This window comes from Umezawaea sp. Da 62-37 (genome assembly GCF_032460545.1).
Taxonomy (GTDB): domain Bacteria; phylum Actinomycetota; class Actinomycetes; order Mycobacteriales; family Pseudonocardiaceae; genus Umezawaea.
Genome location: NZ_CP135965.1, coordinates 8,186,537 through 8,206,637 on the forward strand (window position 1 = coordinate 8,186,537; position 20,101 = coordinate 8,206,637).

Below are 20,101 nucleotides of genomic sequence, written 5' to 3' on the forward strand. Positions count from 1 at the left end.
CGTTGGATCCCAAGACGGTGGAGCGACTAGCCAGGATCGTGGTCGACCAGGGCGGTCCGTATGAGCGCACAGGTCGCGAAGTCGAGGCGTTGCTGCGCAACGCAGGCTGGATCGACCCGCCTGACTACGACGGCTCGTCCAAGGTCGGCTGGCTGGTCGACGCCCTGATCGAACGGGAGCAGGCGAGGACCGACGTCGAGCGGTTCCTGTGCAGGCTGTGCGATCCCATCGAGTACCTGGACGGCATGGCCTCGGCGGACGACGTCCGTGGAGCGGTCAACCAGGTGTTGGAGCCGGAAAGGCTCGAGGTGAGCTACATCAGCGGCCGACCTGTGGTCGGAGAGTTGGGGAGCAACGGCACGGTGAAGGTCGTGCTCCACCTCGAGGACGTGGAGCAGCGGCTGCGCAAGCTGATCCGTGAGGAAAAGTTGGTTCAGATGCTGGTCTCGCGGGTTAGGGAGAGCCAGTACGCAGAAGCCAGTGGCTCCTACCTCCTCGCACTCTTCGGGATCGGCAGTTTCGTCGAAGGGCTGCTCTACTCGGTGCTCATCAGCCACCAGCCCCAGCTGGTTCAGGAGGGCTTCACCGGCAGGAACGGGAGGAAGTTCCCGGCAGACCGCGCAGGACTCGAACTGCTCCTCGACACCGCGCACGACCGAGGACTGATCCAACTCGACGCGAAGGACTTCATGCGTCCGGTGCGGGAGTTCCGCAACTACATCCACCCACGCAGGCAGTTCGAAACGAACTTCACCCCGGATGCTGACACGGTGGCCATGTGCTGGACACCGATACAGGCGCTGCTGAACGACCTCGACAAGTTGGTGGTCCCCCAAGCAGCGGATGAGGTGGCCGTGTAGTTGGTGGGGCTGATCCAACCGGGGAGTTGCAGCTTCCACTCCGGGTGTGTGGACAACACGGTGGACTGTTTTCGCCTGTGCAGCCCGAGATTTCCCTGGGGCTGTGGGCGACGAGTCGAATGCGCTCGTCTCCCACGGTCCCGGCGGCTTCTGCTGCAGGTCAGCATGCGGACACCGGACGTTGACGTCGGAAAGTCAGGAAGACCGGATTGGGAGCGTCGTCATAGGTATCCAAGAACAGGCCAAATCTGCAGGGACACCCCTGTCGCGGTTCCTCGATGAGCGTCTACCGCACCGGGCTGCTGTGGTTGAAGCGTGGGCCGAGTCGTTGTCCTCCGCAGTTCGAAACGACATCCCCGCACCACGTCATGGACGTGATAGTGCGGGGTGGGCGTTGGAACTGCGGATCGGTCTCGACCTGGCCAGCACACCACCACGGTTGCAGGAATTGTCCTACCTCTCGATTGACCGCTGCACCGCGCTGCTCACCGCGGCTGGGTTCGAGCGTGCTCAGGTTGGAGCCTTACCTGCTAACGGCACTGCAGACCCCGTTCTGCGCCACTGGAAGCGCGTTCGCCGCCCGACGGACTCGGACGAGGACCAGAGCGCTGCTTTCTCGGACTGCTTGGCCCTCGAATCCTTCAAGAAACCCATGCACCGCTGGGGAACCAAGCGCTCAACGGAACAGCATCGCTCGCTGTTCGCCAGCATGGTGACCGAAGTGGATGACTTCGGTGGCTACACCGAACTCCTCGATGCACTGAAGCACTGCTGGACCCTTTACCTGGAGCGCGGCCGCCAAGCCCTGCTCGACTTGGGTGAGAAGGTGGTCGTCTCACCAGAACTGGCGGGCGGGTACGGCGTGGCCGACCTGGTGATCGGGCGGACGCTGGTCGACGTGAAACTCGCCATCGAACCCACCGACGAAGATGTGGCCGTGTGGTTGCGGCAGTTGCTCGGCTACGTGCTGCTCGACCGGTTCGACACCTTTCGCTTGGACGCGGTAGCGGCCTACTGCGGCTGGCACGGGAAGCTGCTCACCTGGCCGCTGTCCACCTTGTTGGCCTCTGCCGCCCCAGGTCCTGCGCCAAGTCTCGGAAGCCTGCGCACTGATTTCTACAAGGCTCTGCACGACAAGCTGGACGACTACGCTGCTTGGAAGGAACGTGAGCGCTACTCCTGATCGAGCAGTCCGGTAGTTGTCAAGTTCGATGAGACAGGTGGTGTCTAGGAAGCCGGTTGTGGTTGCTCGACGGGCTGGTTGATCCAGGCCACCCCGGGCAGTTCGGGCGGACGAGGACGGCGTGTGAACCGCTCCGGATGTCGGGCGTAGGCCTTGTCGAGCACGGTTTGGCGGTGGTCACGGACCTGCCCCGCGGTCCCGAAGTGCACCGACGCGGGAGTGTGCATTCCGATACCGGAATGACGGTGCTCATGGTTGTAGGCCAGGAAGAAACCCTCGCAGAACACGCGGGCGTCGGCCAGGGATCCGAACCGGTCGGGAAAGTCGGGCATGTACTTCAAGGTCTTGAACTGCGCTTCGGAATACGGGTTGTCGTTCGAGGTTCGAGGACGGGAATGCGACCGCAGGACACCCAGGCCCACGAGGAGTTCCGAGACCGGTTTGGACACCATCGCACCACCGCGATCGGCGTGGATCGTATGCGGCCGCGCACCGTTGCGGGCGACGGCGTCGGCCAGGAAGTCCTTGGCCAGTACCGCGTCCTCCGCGGCCGCGACCAACCACCCGGTGACATAGCGGGAAAAGATGTCCAACACGACATAACACTTGTACCACATCCCTTTCACCGGTCCTTTCAGCGCGGTGATGTCCCAGGACCACACCTCACCAGGACTGCGGGCCAGCAGTTCGGGCCGGACCCTGGCCGGGTGGGTGGCCAGCCGACGGCGTTCGCGGACCTGGCCTGAGGCACGGGCGATCCGGTACATCGTGGACACCGAACACCAGTACCGGCCCTGGTCCAGTTCCCGTGCCCACACCTGCGGGATCGCCAGATCCCGGTAAGCCGGCCCGGTCAGCATCTCGAGCACCAGGGCGCGTTCGCCGGCGTCCAGGGCCTGCGGCGGTGGTCTCCGTGCCGGCCACGGCCCGTGCACCGGACCGCCCGGGTTGAGGTGTCGATAGTGCGTCGCCCGCGACAATCCTGTCAGGGCACAGGATTTCTTCACCGAGACGTCCACCGCCCGCAGGTCGGCGAACGTGGTCGTCAGGACTTCTTGGGCGGTGTGTCGTCCTGTTCGCTCTCGGAGAGTTCCCGCAAGAGCGCGTGTGCTTTTCCCATGATGTCGAGCGCCATCCGGGTCTTGGTCAGATCGGAGGTCAGCTTCTGGTTCTGGCGCCGCAGTTTCTCCAGCTCGATCTGTTCGGCGGATTTCCGGGATGGTGTCATCGAGAGGCCGGGGTTTGCGGGGTCACCGGTCAGGCGTCCTGCGTCGCGTGCTCTGGTCCATTCGATGATGTGGGAGGAGTAGAGGCCTTCGCGCCGCAGGATTGCGCCTTTCTCTCCGTTGGGGGCGTTCTCGTATTCGGTGACCATGTCCAGCTTGTACTGCGGGGTGAACACCCGCCGGGACGGACGTGGTGCCGGATCGGCCTGGCGGCCGCGGTGGGAGGGCTGAGGTTGCTTGGCGGATGGCGAGGTCACGGTCATGAGGATCTCCGATCCTGCCCTCGGTCATGAACCCACCCTCACACAGGGTGTCTCACACCAGTCTGACCAAGAGGGGTCGGCAGGTCCTCCACGTCCAGGCGTTCAGAGCTCAGGGGTCCATGCCCAGGGACGCGCTGCTTGACCCCGCAGGTAAGCGATGCGCAAGGCGGCCTCCTCACGTGCGAGAGGGTGTTCCGCTGCACGTTGCGCGATGTACAGAGCCATGCGCAGCTCCCGTACGTCCCGAAGCAGGTTGAAGCCGGACCACGTAATGACGTCGTGGCCGTAACGGTCGCAGAAGTCGCGGTAGTCGTCCGCGGTGATCCAGCCGAAGCTGGTGTGCTTGATGGCGGTGCTTACGAGGTCCCACTCGGGTGGCCCGACGGAGCAGCGTTCAAGGTCGAGCAGCACCACCTGACCATCGTCGGTGGCCACTACGTTGCCGACCCAGGCGTCACCGTGCACGACACAGTGAGGCAGTCCGGGAGGCAGGTTGGCGTAGCGGGCCTGGAGGGATGCCAGGTGTTCGCCGAGCCAGGTCCGGTCCGCTTCGGTGAGCGTCGTGGCTGCGTCGATGCGTTCGGCGAGCCGGACGAACGGGTCGAGGCTGCCGAGGCCGATGTCAGTCGGTACGGGAAGGTCATGAAGTCGGCGGATGGCTGTGGCGACTTCAGCAGGTGTGCCGTTTCGGTGCGGAGGAAGTTCCTCCCAGAAGGTCACCGCCCTCCTATCCACCTCCGCCGGCTGCGTGATGTCCTTCAACGCCCGAACGGCCGGGATCTCGTGCTCGGCGAGCCATTGCGCGATGCGGACCTCACGAGCAGCGGCGGCAAGCTGGCCAGACCGGGCGATGCGGGCCACTACGCCAGCGGGCAGGCGGAATAGAGCGTTCTCGCCCAGCCGAATCGGCTCGGCGTTGGTGTGGTCGAGGCCGACCTCCGCACAGGCGGCGGCCAGCACAGTCAAGTGGTCGTTCACCGGGCCAGCACCAGGGTCGTGATGCGGTGGCGCAGTTCCTCCACTGCGGGGATGGTCTGGTGCCGTTGACCGTGGCGTGCCAGTTCGCGCAAGTCGTCCACGGCACGGTTGGAGCGGATGGCGCCAGCGGCGTCCAGCGCCACGGAACCGGTCACCGCGGCTTCGCGCGGGTCACCGGTGGCCATCGTCAGCGAAGCGAGCTTGATCTGCGACATCGTGCGCGACCGAGCGAAGGCAGCGGTGTGCCCGGCGACGGCCGCGGAGAATCGCGCGGTGGCCTCGGCAGGGGAACGGCCTTGGACGGCTAGGTCGAACAGGGCGTGACCGGTGTCGCCAGCGTGCTGGGCGGCGTCGTAGTAACTCATCCACGACGCGTCGTTGGCTGGGTTGCGATGCGCGAAGTGGTCGTCGGCGGTACCGACGGCAATGAGCGTTTCCCGGATTCGTCCCATCTTCGCCAGCGCTCGGGCACGAGCGGTGTGCAACATCGCTCGTTCGGTGGCCGTGAGCCTGTCCGAGCGGACGAGGGCGTGCTCGGTCAGCGTCAAGCCTTCGTCGGGCATGCCTACCCAGACCGCCTGCCTGGCCATCGAGGACAGGACCTTGGCGCGCAAGTGCCAGTCCTGAGCCTCTTCCGCACAGGCCAGTGCGAACTGGAACATGCGGCGGGCGTCATCGTGGGCGTAGGCGTCGAACGCCATGAAGGCGCAGGTGTGGGCCAGGTAGCCGACGGCGCTGTGGAGCGGGCCGTGCAGCTTGGTCTGGTAGTCGGCTCCCAGCAGGTCGGCTGAGAACCGGAGTTGGGCGAGGACGGCTTCGCGGGCCAGGCCGCCGCCGTAGGTGTGGTCCCACCCGGCGAACACGCGTGCCGCGGTGTGGATCTGCTCGATCTCGGTCTGGCCGACGCGGGCGGGCGCCGTGGTCGGCTCGGTGCTCTCCAGCAGGGCCGCGACCGGGGCGAGCGCGAGGACGCCGACGCCGAGGGCGGCGGTGCGAAGGAACTGCTTTCGATCCACGGTCGTCAGCTTTACCACTGAACGGCGGCGGTTGCCGAGGCCCAGCGCCGCGTCGCTGGAAGCACCCAGGGTGACGCGCAGTGCTTCCCGGTATAGCGCACCGGGACGGCGGATGTCGCCGCGTTCGAGCTTGCCGATGTAGTTGGCGTCCAACTCGACCTTGCGCTGGTGGTGACGCCAGATGTACGCGTTGACCAGGTCGGCAAGCTCCTGCCGGGACAGGCATTCGTCAGGTTGGGTCGGCGAAGCGGTGCGTTCTCGCGCTTGCCGTAGCTGATCGTTCGCCGTGAGCACCGGACCAGCCTCCCCAGGGTGTGATCAGGCCATCGTGACACGCATAGTGATCGGACGGGTACTGCTCCCGGGAACGGGAGGATTGCGATCCTCCCCGAATCCTCCCCTTGACATCCCTCGTTCCCGGTATCCGCAGCAGCGCGGACTGCGGGCACGGTTGGTGGCATGACGGAGAACGCGCTTGAGCAGGGCAGCAGAGCGAACGTCGCCACAGCTGGCACCATCCCGCGCGCCTCGCTGGTGGTCCGGGCTTTCAACAATCCGTACGAGGTCGGCGGCGGTCATCCGCTGCTGCTCTTGGTGGCGAACCTGGGAGCCGAGCACCAGGCACTTGCTGAGGCCCAGCGGATCATCAGCAACCCGTGCCGCGATGACCACGTAATCGCCGCCGCTCTCCGCGCCATCCATGATCACGGTGTAACCCGAACGGCGCTCGCCATGCGGATCGACGTCTGGGCGGCCGAGCAGTTCGGCGAGTCCAGCGCGCGGTTGCTGCACACCGAAGGCCTCGGGCAACTGGTGGACCGGCTGGCCGTGCTGTGGGCCTGGTCGCGGTTGCTGGCCGAGGACGACGACCCGGCCGCACGTGATCCGGCGAAGCTGGCGCTGCACAGGCTGGGGGAGTTGTGCATCGGCTACGACGACCTGGTGACCGACCTGCTGGGAGGTCGGCGTCGACTGCCGATCTACCAGGCACTCGCCCGGTACGACGTGGCCGCGTGAGACATGGGCGGAACACGCGGTGTTGTCGCTGTCGTCCTCGCGGTCGACAGCCCCGCCAGCCACGTCGCGACAGCCATCGACGAACTCACCGCTCACCTCCCACCTGCCGAACAGCAGTCCGTCTGCTCGGTCTGCTCGGTCCGGTCGTGGCCATGCCCTCCGTTCCACGACGCGGCGCACCGGGTGATCGCCGCAGGCATCCGGCTCGCCGACCTGGTGCCGGTCGATCTCCACCCGAGGCTGTGGCCGCCAGCCGCTCCACAGCAACCCAGTTGGTCCCCCGAGGACTTTTCCAGTGGTTGAAGCCAGTGGCACTCCACCGGGTGCCGTGCTCGGAGATCAACGTTGCCGACATGGACCACTGCCCACCAGCAACTGGTCGCCGACGGGCCTCCCGTGGCCGCGAACGATCGGCATGCGGCAGTCGACCGGCGGTCGTCCGTCGCCCTGCTGAGGGCCTCATGAGCGGGGGGCGTGCTGCCCCGGCGCGGCGCGTCCCCCGCTTCGAACCGCAAGTCACCGACTCACCCAAGGCGATGACGGTCTGCTCGTCCGTGAGCAGCCGTACCGCACCGCACATCCACATCCGAACGAACATTTGGAGCACACGATGACGGCACTGACCCTCGTTCCCCTGGTCGACACCGCGGTGATCGGCGCGGCGAACCTGGACGCCGAGTTCGACTTGGACCTGCGGGTGTCCACCGACGCCCTGCCCGGCATCTCCGAGGGGTGCGGGACCGATGACGGGTGCGACCCCACCTGCGCCTCGTCCTGCATCAGCAACGCCTGAGCCGAGTTGTCGCGGTCGGGCCGGGCACGTGTCGCCCGGCCCGACCGCAGCCGCTGTGGAGGACGGATGTCCGCTTCGAAAACGTTCCCGCTCTACCGACACCAAGGGGTCAGCCTGCTGCGTGCGGCGACGATCCCGCTGAACGAGGTGCCGTCGTGGTGGCCGGACCCGGCTGACACCGAGACGTGCAGGTCGTGGCTGCACGAAGTCTGGTCCCGGACGGACTTGGCCGAAGCGATCGGTGCCGCCAGCCCTGGGTTGGCGGCACGGGCGCAGGTCCTGTGCGAAGACCCCACCGCCACGGACAAGCAGGTGCTGCGCGCCACCTTGGCCACCGTTCGCTACCTGTTGCGCGCGATTGGCCGGCACACGCCGTTCGGGTTGTTCGCGGGCGTGGCACCGGTCTCGCTGCTCGATGCGCCGTCCAACACCGCGTCGACGCACTGGGGGAGTGGACACCGTGTTGTCGCGCGCATCGACACCAGCTGGCTGGCCGACGTGATCGACCAGCTCGAAGCGCGACCCGAACTGGTGGAACGCCTCAACCTGACTTTCACCAACCTCGCCGTTGAACGTGGTCTCCGGCTGGAAGCGCCGTACGGGTCCACCAGGACCAGCGTCCGCCGCACCCGTGTCGTCGAAGCGATCCGGGAAGCCACCACCACGCCGATCAGCTTCGGCGGCCTCGTCACCACGATGACCGCCGCCTTCCCGCTGGCCGATCACGCCACGGTCCGCGGCACCCTGATCATGCTGGTCCACAAGGGATTCCTCATCACGTGTCTGCGTGCCCCGATGACGGTCACGGATCCGCTGGAGCACTTGGTCATTCGGCTGCGAGAGGTGCGGGCCAACACCCTGGCCGATGTCGCGCCCCTTCTGGGCGAACTGGGAGCTGTCCACTCCGAACTCACCAGGCACAACCAGACGGGCGTCATACGTGCAACGCAAGCGTCCATCCGGGAGGCGTTGGCTTGCCGCATGAGGGCGGTCTCCTCAGCCGGACGCGTCGCCTTGGGGCTCGACCTGCGCTTGGACGTTGAGACTGCCCTGCCCGAGCAGGTTCTCCGCGAGATCGAGCGCGCCGCCGATGTCCTGGTGCGGCTAAGCAACCAGCCAACTGGGCAAGCTGCGTGGCGCGAGTACTACACCGCGTTCTGCGCTCGCTACGGCACCGGAACCCTGGTCCCGCTCGCCGACGTGATCAACCCGGACGCCGGGCTCGGTTTCCCAGCTGGCTATCCGGGCAGCCCGCACCCGATACCACCGGAAACGGGATCACCACCCCAAGAAGCTCTCCTGGTGCTGGCCTGGAATGCGGCCGTCGACCGCGCCGCTGAGGTTGTCCTCACCGACGAGATGATCGGCGCGCTGGCAGTAGGGGACAGCGCCGTGCAACGCCGCATCCCACCGCACGTCGAACTCGCTGCCCGCATACAGGCCACAGGTCCGGAAGCACTCCAGCGCGGCGACTACACGTTCACCGTGGCACCCGGCCGCTCGGCCGGGACCTTCACCTCCCGCTTCACCGGTGTGGTCGGCGGTTCCGAGCTGAAGGCGGCGTACGCGGCCATGCCGACTGCGGTGGAGGGAGCTCTGGCGGTGCAGCTCTCGTTCCCGCCGGTCTACCCCAACGCCGAGAACGTGTCCCGCGTCCCGGCCTACCTGCCGCACGTGCTTCCGCTCGGCGAACACGGTGGGCACGGGCAGTCCGTGATCGTGAGCCTGGACGACTTGGCCGTGACCGCCACCCACCACGGTCTCCACCTGGTCAGCCTGTCCTTGAACAGGGTGGTCGAACCGCAGGTGTTCCACGCGCTCGCGTTGGACAAGCAGGCCCCACCACTGGCCCGGTTCCTGGCCCACCTGCCTCGTGCGCTGACCGCGGCGTGGCACGAGTTCGACTGGGGGCCGCACGCGGGCCGGTTGCCGTTCCTGCCCAGGGTGCGCTACCGCCACGCCATGCTCAGCCCAGCGCGCTGGCGCCTCGACAACACCGATCTGCCCGCCACGACCGGCAAGGCCCAGTGGAGGGCAGCATTCCAACAATGGCGGCAACGGCTGCGCTGCCCCGGAACAGCAGAGCTGCGCGATGGTGACCGCTCACTGCGGCTCACCTTGGACGAGCCGGTGCACGCCGAGGTGCTTCGCACCCACCTGGCCCGCCACGGGCACGCGGTTTTGGCTGAAGTCGCCGACCAGGCGGTGCTCGGCTGGGCTGGCGGCCACGTCCACGAGATCGCTGTGCCGCTGGCCTCCACACGACCGCCAACGCTCTCACCGCGCGTAGCCGTTCTGCCGCTCGTGACCAACAGCGGTCACGGACAACTCCCTGGCACGGCGAACTGGCTGTACGCCAAGCTCTACACCCATCCCGAACGAGTCGACGAGATCGTCGCCCATCGCCTCCAGCCGCTCCTGGAGGCTCTTGGTTCGACAGCACGAGCCTGGTACATCCGCTACCGCAGTCCACAGGAGAACGACCACCTGCGGTTGCGGCTGCGCACCTCCAATCGGGAAGAACACTTGCGCGCCGTGGCTGCTGTCGGTGAATGGGCGCAGCAGCTCCGCCACGACGGCTTCGCCTCGCGCCTCGTCCTGGACACCTACCTGCCGGAGGCGGGCCGTTATGGGCATGGACCGGCGATGGAAGCGGCGGAAGAAGTGTTCATCGCCGACTCGACCGCGGTCTCCAGCCAGCTGCGGAATCTGCCAGACGCCATCGTCGCTCCCGCCGTCTTGGCCGCAGTCGGCATGGTCGCCATTGTGGACGGCTTCCTCGGCAGCCGCGAACAGGCGCTGCGCTGGTTGCTGGACCGCCCAGCACCGGGCACAGCTGATCGACTCCACACCGCGAGCGCGACCCGCCTGCTCCTGGCCGACTCCCTCCACGAACTGCCCGGCTGGACCGACGAGCTGACTCTGGCGTGGAAGGCCCGAGCTGTTGCCCTGACTGCCTACCGCAAGCACCTGGCCGCTGAGTTCGACCTCGACGCGGTGCTGGAGTCCCTGCTGCACATGCACCACAACCGCGTCCTAGTACTCCAGCCGCACTTCGTTACCATATTCATGTAGGTTACTGATCTTGTGTCGACTGAAGAGGATCTTGCCGCTTGGACCGCGGGGTTGGACGACCTGTTCGGGCGGGTGGCGGGGCGGTTTCACCGGGTGGAGCCACGACGCCGTGCCCGTGCCTACGTGCGGGGCTTGTTGGCACCGCTGGCGGGCAAGAACGGGTGGACCTTGGCCGAAGCGGCCGGAGATGCCACCCCGGATGGCATGCAGCGTCTGCTCAACGCGGCTGCCTGGGACGCGGACGGAGTCCGTGACGACGTCCGCGCCTATGCGGTCGAGTATCTGGGCGAGCGCGACGGTGTGCTGGTGGTGGACGAGACCGGTTTCCTGAAGAAGGGCACCGGATCAGCCGGGGTCCAGCGGCAGTACTCCGGCACCGCCGGGCGGACCGAGAACTGTCAACTGGGCGTATTTCTTGCTTACACCACAAGCAAAGGCCGCACGCTCATCGACCGCGAGTTGTACCTGCCGAAGTCCTGGACCGCGGACCGCGACCGCTGTCGCGACGCCGCGATACCCGACGAGGTGGAGTTCGCCACCAAGACCGTGCAAGCACAGTGGATGCTCGCCCGCGCTTTGGACGCCGGGGTCCCGGCGGCGTGGGTGACCGCCGACGAGGCCTACGGCAAGGATCACAAGTTCCGTACCTGGCTGGAACAACGGCGTATCGGTTACGTCGTCGCCGTGCCCTGCAACCAGACCATCCCGGCCGTGGCCGGTACGTCGCGCGCCGACGTCCTGGTCGCGCACGCACCGGACGAGGCCTGGAAACGCCTCAGTTGCGGCGAAGGCGCCAAGGGACCGCGACTGTTCGACTGGGCGGTGGCGTCGCTGCCCGTCTACGAGGACACCACCCCGCCGGGGTGGCGGCGGTGGCTGCTGGTCCGCCGCTCGCTCACACCCAACAGCAGGGGCGAGCACGAGTTGGCCTACTACTTGTGTTGCGCCCCAAGCGGAACCACCGATGACGATCTCATCCGTGTGGCCGGTGCCCGGTGGGCGGTCGAGGACTGTTTCCAGACCGCCAAGACCGAGGTCGGGCTCGATCATTACCAGGTCCGTCGGTACGACGCCTGGTACCGGCACATCACCCTGGCGATGCTGGCCCATACCTACCTCGCCGTGACTGCGGCGATCGCCCCAAAAGCCCTGGCAGCGGCCTCATCCCGCTCACACTCGGCGAGATCAAACGTCTCCTGGCACACCTGATCACCACCGCCTACGACCGCAGCCGCGTATGGGCCTGGTCCTACTGGCGCAGACGCCACCAACACCGCGCCAAAATCAGCCACTACCAGCGAAGACAGGACAAATACTACGAAGTGCGGCTGGAGTACTAGGCATCGACCGCGTGAGCGAGGCAGCCTGCCGCCGGATGGCCCGCCAAGCTGCCTCGAGCTGGCGCGCCCGAGGTGTTCGGTGACCGCGCTGATCAAGACCTCGACACTGGCCGCGCAGCCAGGGTGGGGGCAGGACTTGAGCAGGGGAGCGGCGGGAATTGCCCTGCTGCACCTGGAGAACGGCCGGTGGGACACCGCTCGGCCGTGGCTGCGCATGATGACCGCGGACCCCGTCACCGCCGATCCCGCTGCCTGTGGCCTGTACCGAGGAGCGCCAGCCGTTGCCTTCACCCTGCACTCGGCCCGTCGGACGACCGGGAAGCCGGTCTTCCAGGTCGCGTTGAACACCCTCGACGAGCACATCACGACCCTCACGCACCAGCGGCTCGTCGTTGCCCACGACCGCATCGATCGGCGCCAGCTCCCCGAGGTCCGTGAGTTCGACCTGATCAGCGGTCTGACCGGGATCGGCACGTACCTGCTGCACGCTCATGGCGACACGCACCCGCTACGTCAGGTCTTGGCCTATCTGGTTCGGTTGACTGAACCCGTGGTCATCGATGGCGACCAACTCCCCGGCTGGTGGAGCGGCAACGGACCTGCCGGTCACCCGGAAAACCGCTGGCCAGGCGGGCACGGCAACCTGGGCATCGCACACGGCATCGCTGGCCCACTCGCCTTGTTGGCCATCACTGCCCGACGCGGTATCGCGGTTTCCGGCCTGTACGAGGCGATGGAGCGGATCTGCACCTGGCTCGACGACTTGCGCCAAGGCGCCGCAGGCAACACGTGGTGGCCAGGCGTCGTGTCCCGCACCGAGCACCGCGCTCGCACTGTCCGACAACTTGGCCCGCAACGCCCATCCTGGTGCTACGGCACACCAGGCCTCGCTCGTGCCCAACAACTGGCCGCCCTCGTCCTGGAAAATCGGCTTCGCCAGCGCCACGCTGAAGAAGCCCTCATGAGCTGCGTGAACGACGAACGCCAGCTCGCACAACTGCGCGACGCCTCGCTGTGCCACGGCTGGGCCGGTCTCCTTCACACCACGCGACGCACAGCTGCGGACGCTGCCGACGACCGCTTGGCCTCCAGCCTGCCCGCCCTGCGGACCCGCCTGCACGACCACCTCGACCGCCACGGCTCACCGACCTCACCTGGCCTGCTGGAAGGCACCGCCGGAGTTCTCCTCGCCAACCGAGTTGATCCCACGTCGGTCACCCGATGGGATGCCTGCCTGCTGCTCAACGGCTGACACCCACCGCGACTCGGCACTGCGCCCAGCGCACACCGCTACCATCCGCCCGCCCGCACCGAAAAAGGAACTGATGAACACCACCACCGACTCCACGCCCGAGGCCCTGCGCGCCACGATGGTCGACCACATCAAGTCCGCCGGTCACGCACGAACCGCCGCGGTGGAGCAAGCCCTGCGCGACGTTCCCCGGCACCGCTTCGTCCCCGCCGCCCAACTCGCCGTCGCCTACGCCAACCAGGCCGTGATCACCAAGCGCGCCGCCGACGGCGCTGCCCTGAGCTGCGCGTCCGTCCCCACTGTGGTGGCCATGATGCTCGACCAACTCGACGTCCAGCCCGGCAACCGCATCCTGGAGATCGGCGCCGGTACCGGCTACAACGCCGCCCTGCTCGCCACGCTGACCGGCCCCACCGGTCATGTCACCACTGTCGACATCGACCCCGAGGTCACAGCCGGTGCCCGCGCAGGCTTGGACGTCACTGGCTTCGCCGACGTGGAGGTGATCACCGCCGACGGCTCCCTCGGCGCACCCGACAACGCCCCCTACGACCGGATCATCGTCACTGTCGGTGCGTTCGACATCCCACCCGCCTGGCGTGAGCAGTTGGCTCCTGGTGGCCGCTTGGTCGTTCCCCTGCGCTGGCGCGGCCAGACCCGCAGCGTCGCCTTCGTCCACGAGTCCGACCGGCTTCGATCGGACTCGGTGAAGCTGTGCGGCTTCGTGCCCATGATCGGCCAGGACAGTGAACTGTCCGCCCATCTCGATGACAACGAACTGGTCACCCTGTACTGGGACGCTGACCAGGCGATCGCCCCTGAGGTCCTACACGGCGTGCTCGTCACGCCAAAGGCCACGATGTGGTCGGGGGTCATTGTGGGCGGTGCCGAGCCCTTCGACGGTGTGTGGCTGCGCATGACCGGCACGGAGCCCGCCACCTGTCGCATCGCCGCAGACCGCGTCGCCGTCGACAGCGGCCTGTGCACCGCCGCCATCCCTACCCGCAGCCCTGCACTGGCCGAAGGAGACTCCCTGGCCTACCTCACCTTCCGCCGCGTCGATCCCGACGAGGCAGGGGACGCACGAGCTGAACTCGGCGCGATTGGCCACGGCCCCGCCGGCGAACCTCTGGCGCAGCGGCTCTGCGACCAGATCCACTCCTGGGGCCAAGACCGCGCCGCCGAACCGGTCGTCACCGTGCACCCGGCGGCCACCCTGGATGAACAGGTGGTGGGCGGTCACGTCATCGACAAGCGCTGGACCCGTGTGGTCGTCACCGCCTGAGCCGCCGCACCGCAGACCGCGGTCTTGCATGACTACTACCAGCGCTTCAGCCGACAGTAGCTGGTGCCCGATGGGTGTCAGCGACTGTAGCCGTCAGGCGCTCGGTGTCTGCACACCCAGAAAGTCCTTGATGGTCCTAACTCCGGATGGGCTCGGCGGCCGGATGGTCCTGTCTGGCAGTAAGAACTCCCAACAAAGTCCGAGGTTGATCAGGCGGCGGAAGCAGACGATGCTGCACGCCAGGCGTAGGAAAGCCTCGTGGATGTCGTCTCGGATTTCCCAGCGGATCCGCTCAGTCGGTCACGGTTGGATTGCCCCAGGCGAGTTCGGGCAGATGCAGCGAGTGGCGGGTCTGCGTGGCGAACACGCCAGCCCTCAACGCCCCGACCACGGTGCCTGGGCGGTGGGCCCGGAGTTCCAGTCGGAGCACGCCCTCCACGTCGACCGTGAGCCGCACCGGCTTGCCGTACGTGGCCCGGACCTCCGACTGCGGCACGTTGTCGAGGACCACCTGGAAGTATCCCACCTGGTCGGACTCACGGGCGTCGTCGAGCACCCCGACGACGGCCGTGAACCGGTGGTAGGCCCGCCCCATGGAAAACTCGGCCACGCCGGTCGGCTCAGTGCACCACATCGTCGGCCGGAAGCGGATGCTGCTGTTGTAGTGCTGCCCGTCGATGTCCGCCGCGCCAATCGCCACGCCCTCGGTGCTGCGCACCAGCTTGACGCTCGGCACGAGCAGGTGGGGCCTGCCCCTCGACGACCGCCCTACCTCGGCCTCGGCGTCCTCGGACCGCTGACGCGCGTGCGACTCGGCAAACGGGTTGCCGCGGTACCGGCCCCGCCGCGGCTTTACCCACTCGGACACGCCGCTGATCGCCGCCAGCAGGTCCCGGACCCCCTCAGCGCTGAACTCCCGCACGATGTAGTGCGTCGTGGAGTACGGCCGCATGAAGGTCGGCAACTCCTCGACCGATCTGCCGGGCAGCACCACCGGGATGATCCGCCGCGTCTCCTCGGGCAGGTCCCTGGTGAGGTTGTCCATGATCAGCGCCGTCTCGAACTGGGAGCCGCGTCCCTCGTCCGGCGGCGCACTGCCCTCGGCCCGGCGCTTGTACGCGGGCGAGGCGGAACCTGTCAATGGCGTTGAGACAGTTCAGGGAGCTTGTTTTGTTTCGTGTTCTGCCTTCTCGTCTTCCTGAGGTGGTTCGTTGATCCAGGCCGCTGTGGGCAGCCGTGGTGGGGTCGGTACGCCGTGGAACCGGGCAGGGTTGGCGGTGTAGGCGGCGTGCAGGACTCGGACTCGTTCGGCGCGGACGGTGGCCGCGGTGCCGTCATGGACCGACGCCGGGGTGTGCAGGCCGATCCCGCTGTGGCGGTGTTCATGGTTGTAGTACTGAAAAAACCGGTGGCTGAACGCGCGGGCGTCGGCGATCGACCCGAACCGGCCCGGAAACGCCGGGCAGTACTTCAACGTCTTGAACTGGGCCTCGCTGTAGGGGTTGTCGTCGGACACGTGTGGTCGGGAATGCGAGCGGGTGACACCTAGATCGGCCAGCAGCATGGCGACGTTCTTCGACGTCATGGAGGTGCCGCGGTCGGCGTGCACCACACCGGGGACCGTCCCGCCGTTGGCGGCGATGGCGTCGGTGATGAACCCCGCGGCCAGTACGGCGGTCTCGGTCGACGCGACCATCGCGTGCACGACCTTGCGCGAGTAGATGTCGAGCATGACGAACAAATCGTAGTACACGCCCCGATCGGGGCCTTTGAGTTTGGTGATGTCCCAACTCCAGACCCGATTGGGTGCGGTGGCCACCAACTCCGGCTTGACCTTCGCCGGATGGGTGGCCTGCGCGCGCCGCTCACGGACCTCGCCGGCTTGGCGCAGCAGCCGGTACATCGTGGAGATCGAGCACAGGTACCGGCCCTCGTCGAGCAGGGTGGCCCACACCTGCGCCGGCGCCTTGTCCACGAACCTGGGCGACCGCAACACGTCCAGTACATCGGCGCGTTCGGCGGCCGACAGGCTCGCCGGGTGCGGCGTCGGTGGGCGGTGCGGTCCGGCCATCGGTGGTGTCGGGTTGCGACGGCGGTACAACGTGGCTCTGGACTTCCCGACCAACGCGCATCCTGGTTTGGTGCCCAGCAACGGTTCCAGCTCGACGAAGGCGTTACCGATCAGCTCGTCGACCTGCGGTCGGTGTCCGTGCCCTCGGAGATCGTTTCCAAGAGCCCTTGCAGTTTTCCCATGATCTCCACCACCGCCTGCGACTTCGCCAGCTCGCGGGCGAGACGCTCATTGTCGGCACGGAGCCTGTCGTTCTCCTTCTCCGCCGCGGACTTGCCTTTCGGGCCCGAGGGTTTCACGGCCAGGGCGTCCAGGCCTCCGGCGTCACGGCTTCGGGTCCAGTCGATCAGGTGGGAGTGGTAGAGCCCTTCCCGCCGCAACAACGCGCCCTTGGCGCCGGATTCGGTCAGGCCTTCGTATTCCTCCACGATCGCCAGTTTGTACGCGGCGGTGAACGTCCGGCGTTTCGGCTGTCCCGCACGAGGTCCCTGCTTTTTCTTACCCACCGGACCATTCTCGGTCCGCAGATCGGCGACACTCAACGTCACAGTCCTAAATCCCGTCTTCGCCCTACCTGTTCCACAGAAGTCTCGGTTGAACCTGTGTCTCATACCAGTCTGACAGAGAGGGACGCGCTGCGGAGCTTTGTCCAGTGAGGGCGTGCAGAAAAAGGGAGGCGCGCGCGGCCGACTGATCCAGGCACGGAGAAGCCGAATGGTGCGGGCATGCTGGACGCCTCCGCGCCTTGCCTGCCGATGAGTTGATGACCAAGGTCGAGTACCGGCCTTCCTCGCCCCGCTGATTGATCGAGTCGGCGGTGTCGCAACTACCCACCCAGCAGCAAGCCGCCACGTCAACGGGGAGCAAGTTGTCAGACCCGGTGATACTGGTGAAAGTGCGATATCCACGGTGGCTGAAGCCAGAACGGGGTCGACAAATTTGCCGACCCCGCCTGCCTGGGACTTCACCCCGGATGTTGGACACGGGGTTATGCGGCGTGGGTCAGCGTAGCCGGTGCCGGAATGAGGGTGTTCTCGTAGTCGATCGGGGACTTCTGGCCGAGGTGGGAGTGACGGCGTCGAGTGTTGTAGCGGTGCGCCCAGCCGAACACGGCCAGGCGTGCTTCCCTTGCACTGCACCAACTCTGGGCGCCTTGCAGCGTCTCACGTTTGAAGGAGGCGTTGAGGCTTTCGGCGGCGGCGTTGTCGGCGGAGCTGCCGACCGCGCCCATGGATCGGGTCACCCCGGCGGTCCGGCAGGCGTCGGCGAAGGCCCTGGCACCGTATTGGGCTCCATGGTCGCTGTGGAAGATCGCCCCGGCCAGGCTGCCTCGTGTCCGTTCGGCCGCGTGTAGGGCGTCGAGGACGAGTTCGACGCGCATGTGGTCGGCCACGGCCCAGCCGACCAGGCGGCGCGAGCACAGGTCCATCACCGTGGCCAGGTAGAGGAACGTGCCGTCGGCGATCGGCAGATACGTGATGTCGCCGACGTAGCGGGCGTTCGGTGTCTGCGCGGTGAAGTCGCGGCCAAGCAGGTCCGGGGCCTTGACCGCCGCCGGGTCGGCGACGGTGGTGCGGTGCCGGCGGCGCAACCGCACCCCGGCCAGGCCGATCCCGCGCATGACTCGGGCGACCCGCTTGTGGTTGACCCGGTGTCCGGTGTCGTGCAGCTCGGCGGTGACGCGCGGGACGCCGTAGGTGCCGGCTGACTCCCGGTGGATGACGCGGATGCGGGCGGCCAGGTCCGCGTCGTCCGCGGCGCGGGCGGCCCGGTCGGGTTGGGTGGCTTTCCAGTGGTAGTAGCTGGATCGGGCGAGGCCGATGACCTGGCACAACCGCTTGACGCCGTGACGGCGTTGGTGCTCGGAGACGAACCTGAAGCGGTTCACCAGCGCGTCTCCCCCGCGAAATACCGGGCCGCCTTGCGCAGGATGTCGCGTTCCTCCTCGAGTTCGCGGATCCGCTTGCACAGCGCGACGTTCTCGTCCTCCGGCGAGGCCCGGGCCACTGGAGCCGCCCCGGCCGCGGCGGGTGCCTCGGAGCCCTGCGCGTCGTCGAGCCGGATCCAGTTGCGCAGCGTCTCGTGATTGACCCCGAGGTCCTGAGCCACCGACTTGATCGTCGCACCCGGCCGGGACCGGTAAAGCGCGACCGCCTCGGCCCGAAACTCGGGCGGGTAGTGCTTCATCACCATCTGAACGGGACTCCTGTCCACCCGGACCACCAAGGTCCAAGTGTGTCTGGTGTCCAACATCCAGGGTCAAGTCCCGTCACGCAGTTTCGATTCCTCCTGTGGAAAGAAGCGATCTGGTGCGTCGTAGTCCAAGGATCCGTTCGGGCCGGTGATGGTGTTGCCGATGGCGAAGGTGAACGCCGAGTCCGCCTCCAACTTGAGAAGGAGGGGGAGTTCCAGGTTGCGGACGATGTCGGAGTCTGCCAAGTCGGGGGTGATCAGGAGGACTGCGCCGGACAGTCCCGACTTCAACGCCTCGTCAAGTCGGCGCTTGAAGTTTCCAGGCGGGAGGTGAGTCTGGTCGTGCCACACCGGAACCCCGTAAGCACGGTGGGCCCAGGCCGCGCGCTCGGCCAGCAGGTCGCCGTCGGAGTGTCGGTAACTGAGGAACACCGGGTCCAAGTCGTTCACCTGGGTCACGCCACGCTCCAGTCGGTTGCCATCCCACTGTCACGACAGGGGAGCCGGAAATGCCATGCACAGCGAGCAACGGTGAGTCCGAGCTTTAGGGCTGTGGATGTGGTGTTCTCCGCGATGACCGGGAGGATAGGCGATGGTCGAGCAACGGCAGGCGAAACCACCCGTTCGTGTCGGTGGACGAGACAGGGGATGTGCATGGACGAGCCTGGTCAGGCGGCTCACCTTTCAGTGGTCGGTGGCGGCGGGACGAACGGCGACTCGTCGATCCGCGGACTAATCACTGACGGGACTGCGGTCATCGCGGTCGGAGCGGCAGCAGCCAGCGGGTTCGGGGTGGAGACAGTGAAGTCCATAGCAACCGGGGAGGCCAACGGGTTGTGGTGGTTCGTCGTCCTCACAGTGTCGAGCTTGGTCGTTGTTGTACTGGAGCTCTGGCTGCGGATGAGAGCCAGGCGGAAGGTGCGAGTGGGTGTGGTCATCACCGCGCTTGACCCCAGGAGAGGGCTGGCCAGGGCCCGACAACTCGACCAGCAGGCGCAGTCGTTCAGCCAGGCGACCTGCTCGGCGACCCTGCGAGCGGCCGTTCAGCTCGGTGCAGGCGAGCGGTGGGGAACCGTCGATGTCGATGCACTGGCCGACGAGGTGATCACGGCAACCACACTCGCCGCACGGCTTACGCCAGACGCCGCCCAGATCAACCTGGTACCGACCATGCCCCTGCACATCGGATTCCGGGTCGGCGCCCGGCTCGGGTACACGCATTCCCGGAAAACTCTGCTGTTTGCGATCCGACAGGGCGCGGGGAGTCCGGCGTACTTTGCCGCTGTCTCTTTACGGACGAGTCAGGGTGGATTGGCACCGCTCGTGGTTAAGCCAGTCCAAGCTCTCGGACATGGGAGTGCCGTAGCTCTCGCACTTGACCTGCAAGGACGAGGGGACGAGTTTACCGAGCCGGTGCTGGCCGCCTGTCGACAGCAAGGTGTCGGACATCTGCTCGTGATTGGCACCGAGTCCAGTCGACTGGTCGAAGAGACCTCGGTGTTCACCGCCGCTGTTGAGCAGGGCAGGCTCAGGCGGTCGTAGCATGTGA

17 protein-coding genes are annotated in these 20,101 nt (G+C 66.9%); 9 read left to right on the plus strand and 8 right to left on the minus strand.

The genetic code is table 11. The features are described 5' to 3' along the window. Nucleotides 1-38: 38 nt before the first annotated feature. Entirely contained in the window at nucleotides 39-860 is an 822-nt protein-coding gene (locus RM788_RS37860; protein WP_315924214.1) for a hypothetical protein, read from the plus strand. Between the two features lie 394 nt (nucleotides 861-1,254). Continuing rightward, nucleotides 1,255-2,043 (plus strand): hypothetical protein, encoded by a 789-nt coding sequence (locus RM788_RS37865; protein WP_315924216.1) that lies wholly within the window; start codon nucleotides 1,255-1,257, stop codon nucleotides 2,041-2,043. Between the two features lie 44 nt (nucleotides 2,044-2,087). Here the strand turns inward: RM788_RS37865 and RM788_RS37870 are convergent, their stop codons facing one another. The 4 genes from RM788_RS37870 to RM788_RS37885 all read right to left on the minus strand — a co-directional run bounded on the left by RM788_RS37870 (nucleotide 2,088) and on the right by RM788_RS37885 (nucleotide 5,820). After that, a complete protein-coding gene (locus RM788_RS37870) occupies nucleotides 2,088-3,062 on the minus strand; it encodes a DDE-type integrase/transposase/recombinase (protein ID WP_315924218.1) in 975 nt (324 codons plus the stop codon). 26 nt (nucleotides 3,063-3,088) lie between these two features. Next, nucleotides 3,089-3,532 carry a hypothetical protein gene (locus RM788_RS37875; RefSeq protein ID WP_315924220.1) on the minus strand — a complete coding sequence of 148 codons (444 nt, stop codon included), beginning with the start codon at nucleotides 3,530-3,532 and terminating at the stop codon, nucleotides 3,089-3,091. Between the two features lie 102 nt (nucleotides 3,533-3,634). Further along, entirely contained in the window at nucleotides 3,635-4,510 is an 876-nt protein-coding gene (locus RM788_RS37880) for a phosphotransferase family protein (RefSeq protein ID WP_315924222.1), read from the minus strand. Further along, the gene (locus tag RM788_RS37885; protein ID WP_315924224.1) at nucleotides 4,507-5,820 is read right to left on the minus strand and encodes an NsdA family TPR-like regulatory protein; all 1,314 of its coding nucleotides are present in this window, start codon (nucleotides 5,818-5,820) and stop codon (nucleotides 4,507-4,509) included. Before RM788_RS37885 ends, RM788_RS37880 begins: the two co-directional genes overlap by 4 nt. Before the next feature lie 165 nt (nucleotides 5,821-5,985). Between RM788_RS37885 and RM788_RS37890 the strand changes: the two genes are divergently transcribed. The 6 genes from RM788_RS37890 (at nucleotide 5,986) to fxlM (ending at nucleotide 14,288) form a co-directional block, all read left to right on the plus strand. Next, nucleotides 5,986-6,543 (plus strand): DUF4254 domain-containing protein, encoded by a 558-nt coding sequence (locus RM788_RS37890; protein ID WP_315924226.1) that lies wholly within the window; start codon nucleotides 5,986-5,988, stop codon nucleotides 6,541-6,543. Between the two features lie 610 nt (nucleotides 6,544-7,153). Next, nucleotides 7,154-7,336: an FxLD family lanthipeptide gene (locus RM788_RS37895; protein WP_315924228.1), complete on the plus strand. Its 183-nt coding sequence runs from the start codon at nucleotides 7,154-7,156 to the stop codon at nucleotides 7,334-7,336. Between the two features lie 66 nt (nucleotides 7,337-7,402). Continuing rightward, on the plus strand, nucleotides 7,403-10,411 hold the full coding sequence (locus RM788_RS37900) for a lantibiotic dehydratase (RefSeq protein WP_315924230.1): 3,009 nt from the start codon (nucleotides 7,403-7,405) through the stop codon (nucleotides 10,409-10,411). 12 nt (nucleotides 10,412-10,423) lie between these two features. Continuing rightward, a complete protein-coding gene (locus RM788_RS37905; RefSeq protein ID WP_399341312.1) occupies nucleotides 10,424-11,620 on the plus strand; it encodes an IS701 family transposase in 1,197 nt (398 codons plus the stop codon). A 210-nt stretch (nucleotides 11,621-11,830) separates the two neighbouring features. Then, complete coding sequence (locus tag RM788_RS37910) at nucleotides 11,831-13,003, plus strand: lanthionine synthetase C family protein (protein ID WP_315924232.1); 1,173 nt, start codon at nucleotides 11,831-11,833, stop codon at nucleotides 13,001-13,003. 73 nt (nucleotides 13,004-13,076) lie between these two features. After that, nucleotides 13,077-14,288, plus strand: coding sequence for a methyltransferase, FxLD system (gene fxlM / locus RM788_RS37915; protein WP_315924234.1), 1,212 nt, complete (start codon nucleotides 13,077-13,079; stop codon nucleotides 14,286-14,288). A 292-nt stretch (nucleotides 14,289-14,580) separates the two neighbouring features. Here the strand turns inward: fxlM and RM788_RS37920 are convergent, their stop codons facing one another. From RM788_RS37920 to RM788_RS37940, 4 genes are all read right to left on the minus strand, one after another. Beyond that, complete coding sequence (locus tag RM788_RS37920) at nucleotides 14,581-15,429, minus strand: NPCBM/NEW2 domain-containing protein (protein ID WP_315924236.1); 849 nt, start codon at nucleotides 15,427-15,429, stop codon at nucleotides 14,581-14,583. A gap of 15 nt (nucleotides 15,430-15,444) precedes the next feature. Further along, nucleotides 15,445-16,901 (minus strand): IS3 family transposase gene (locus RM788_RS37925; protein ID WP_399345221.1). Its coding sequence is split into 2 segments (ribosomal slippage): nucleotides 15,445-16,536 and nucleotides 16,539-16,901, totalling 1,455 coding nucleotides; the frame shifts between segments, so codons are not numbered across the junction. Between the two features lie 446 nt (nucleotides 16,902-17,347). Continuing rightward, a protein-coding gene (locus tag RM788_RS37935; protein ID WP_315924240.1) for an IS3 family transposase occupies nucleotides 17,348-18,552 on the minus strand; the annotation gives its coding sequence in 2 pieces (ribosomal slippage) (nucleotides 17,348-18,258 and nucleotides 18,258-18,552; 1,206 coding nt in all). A gap of 66 nt (nucleotides 18,553-18,618) precedes the next feature. Further along, complete coding sequence (locus RM788_RS37940; RefSeq protein ID WP_315924242.1) at nucleotides 18,619-19,011, minus strand: toll/interleukin-1 receptor domain-containing protein; 393 nt, start codon at nucleotides 19,009-19,011, stop codon at nucleotides 18,619-18,621. A 93-nt stretch (nucleotides 19,012-19,104) separates the two neighbouring features. Here RM788_RS37940 and RM788_RS37945 point away from each other — a divergent pair, with 93 nt between their 5' ends. Next, nucleotides 19,105-20,094 carry a hypothetical protein gene (locus tag RM788_RS37945; RefSeq protein WP_315924244.1) on the plus strand — a complete coding sequence of 330 codons (990 nt, stop codon included), beginning with the start codon at nucleotides 19,105-19,107 and terminating at the stop codon, nucleotides 20,092-20,094. Nucleotides 20,095-20,101 lie beyond the last annotated feature (7 nt).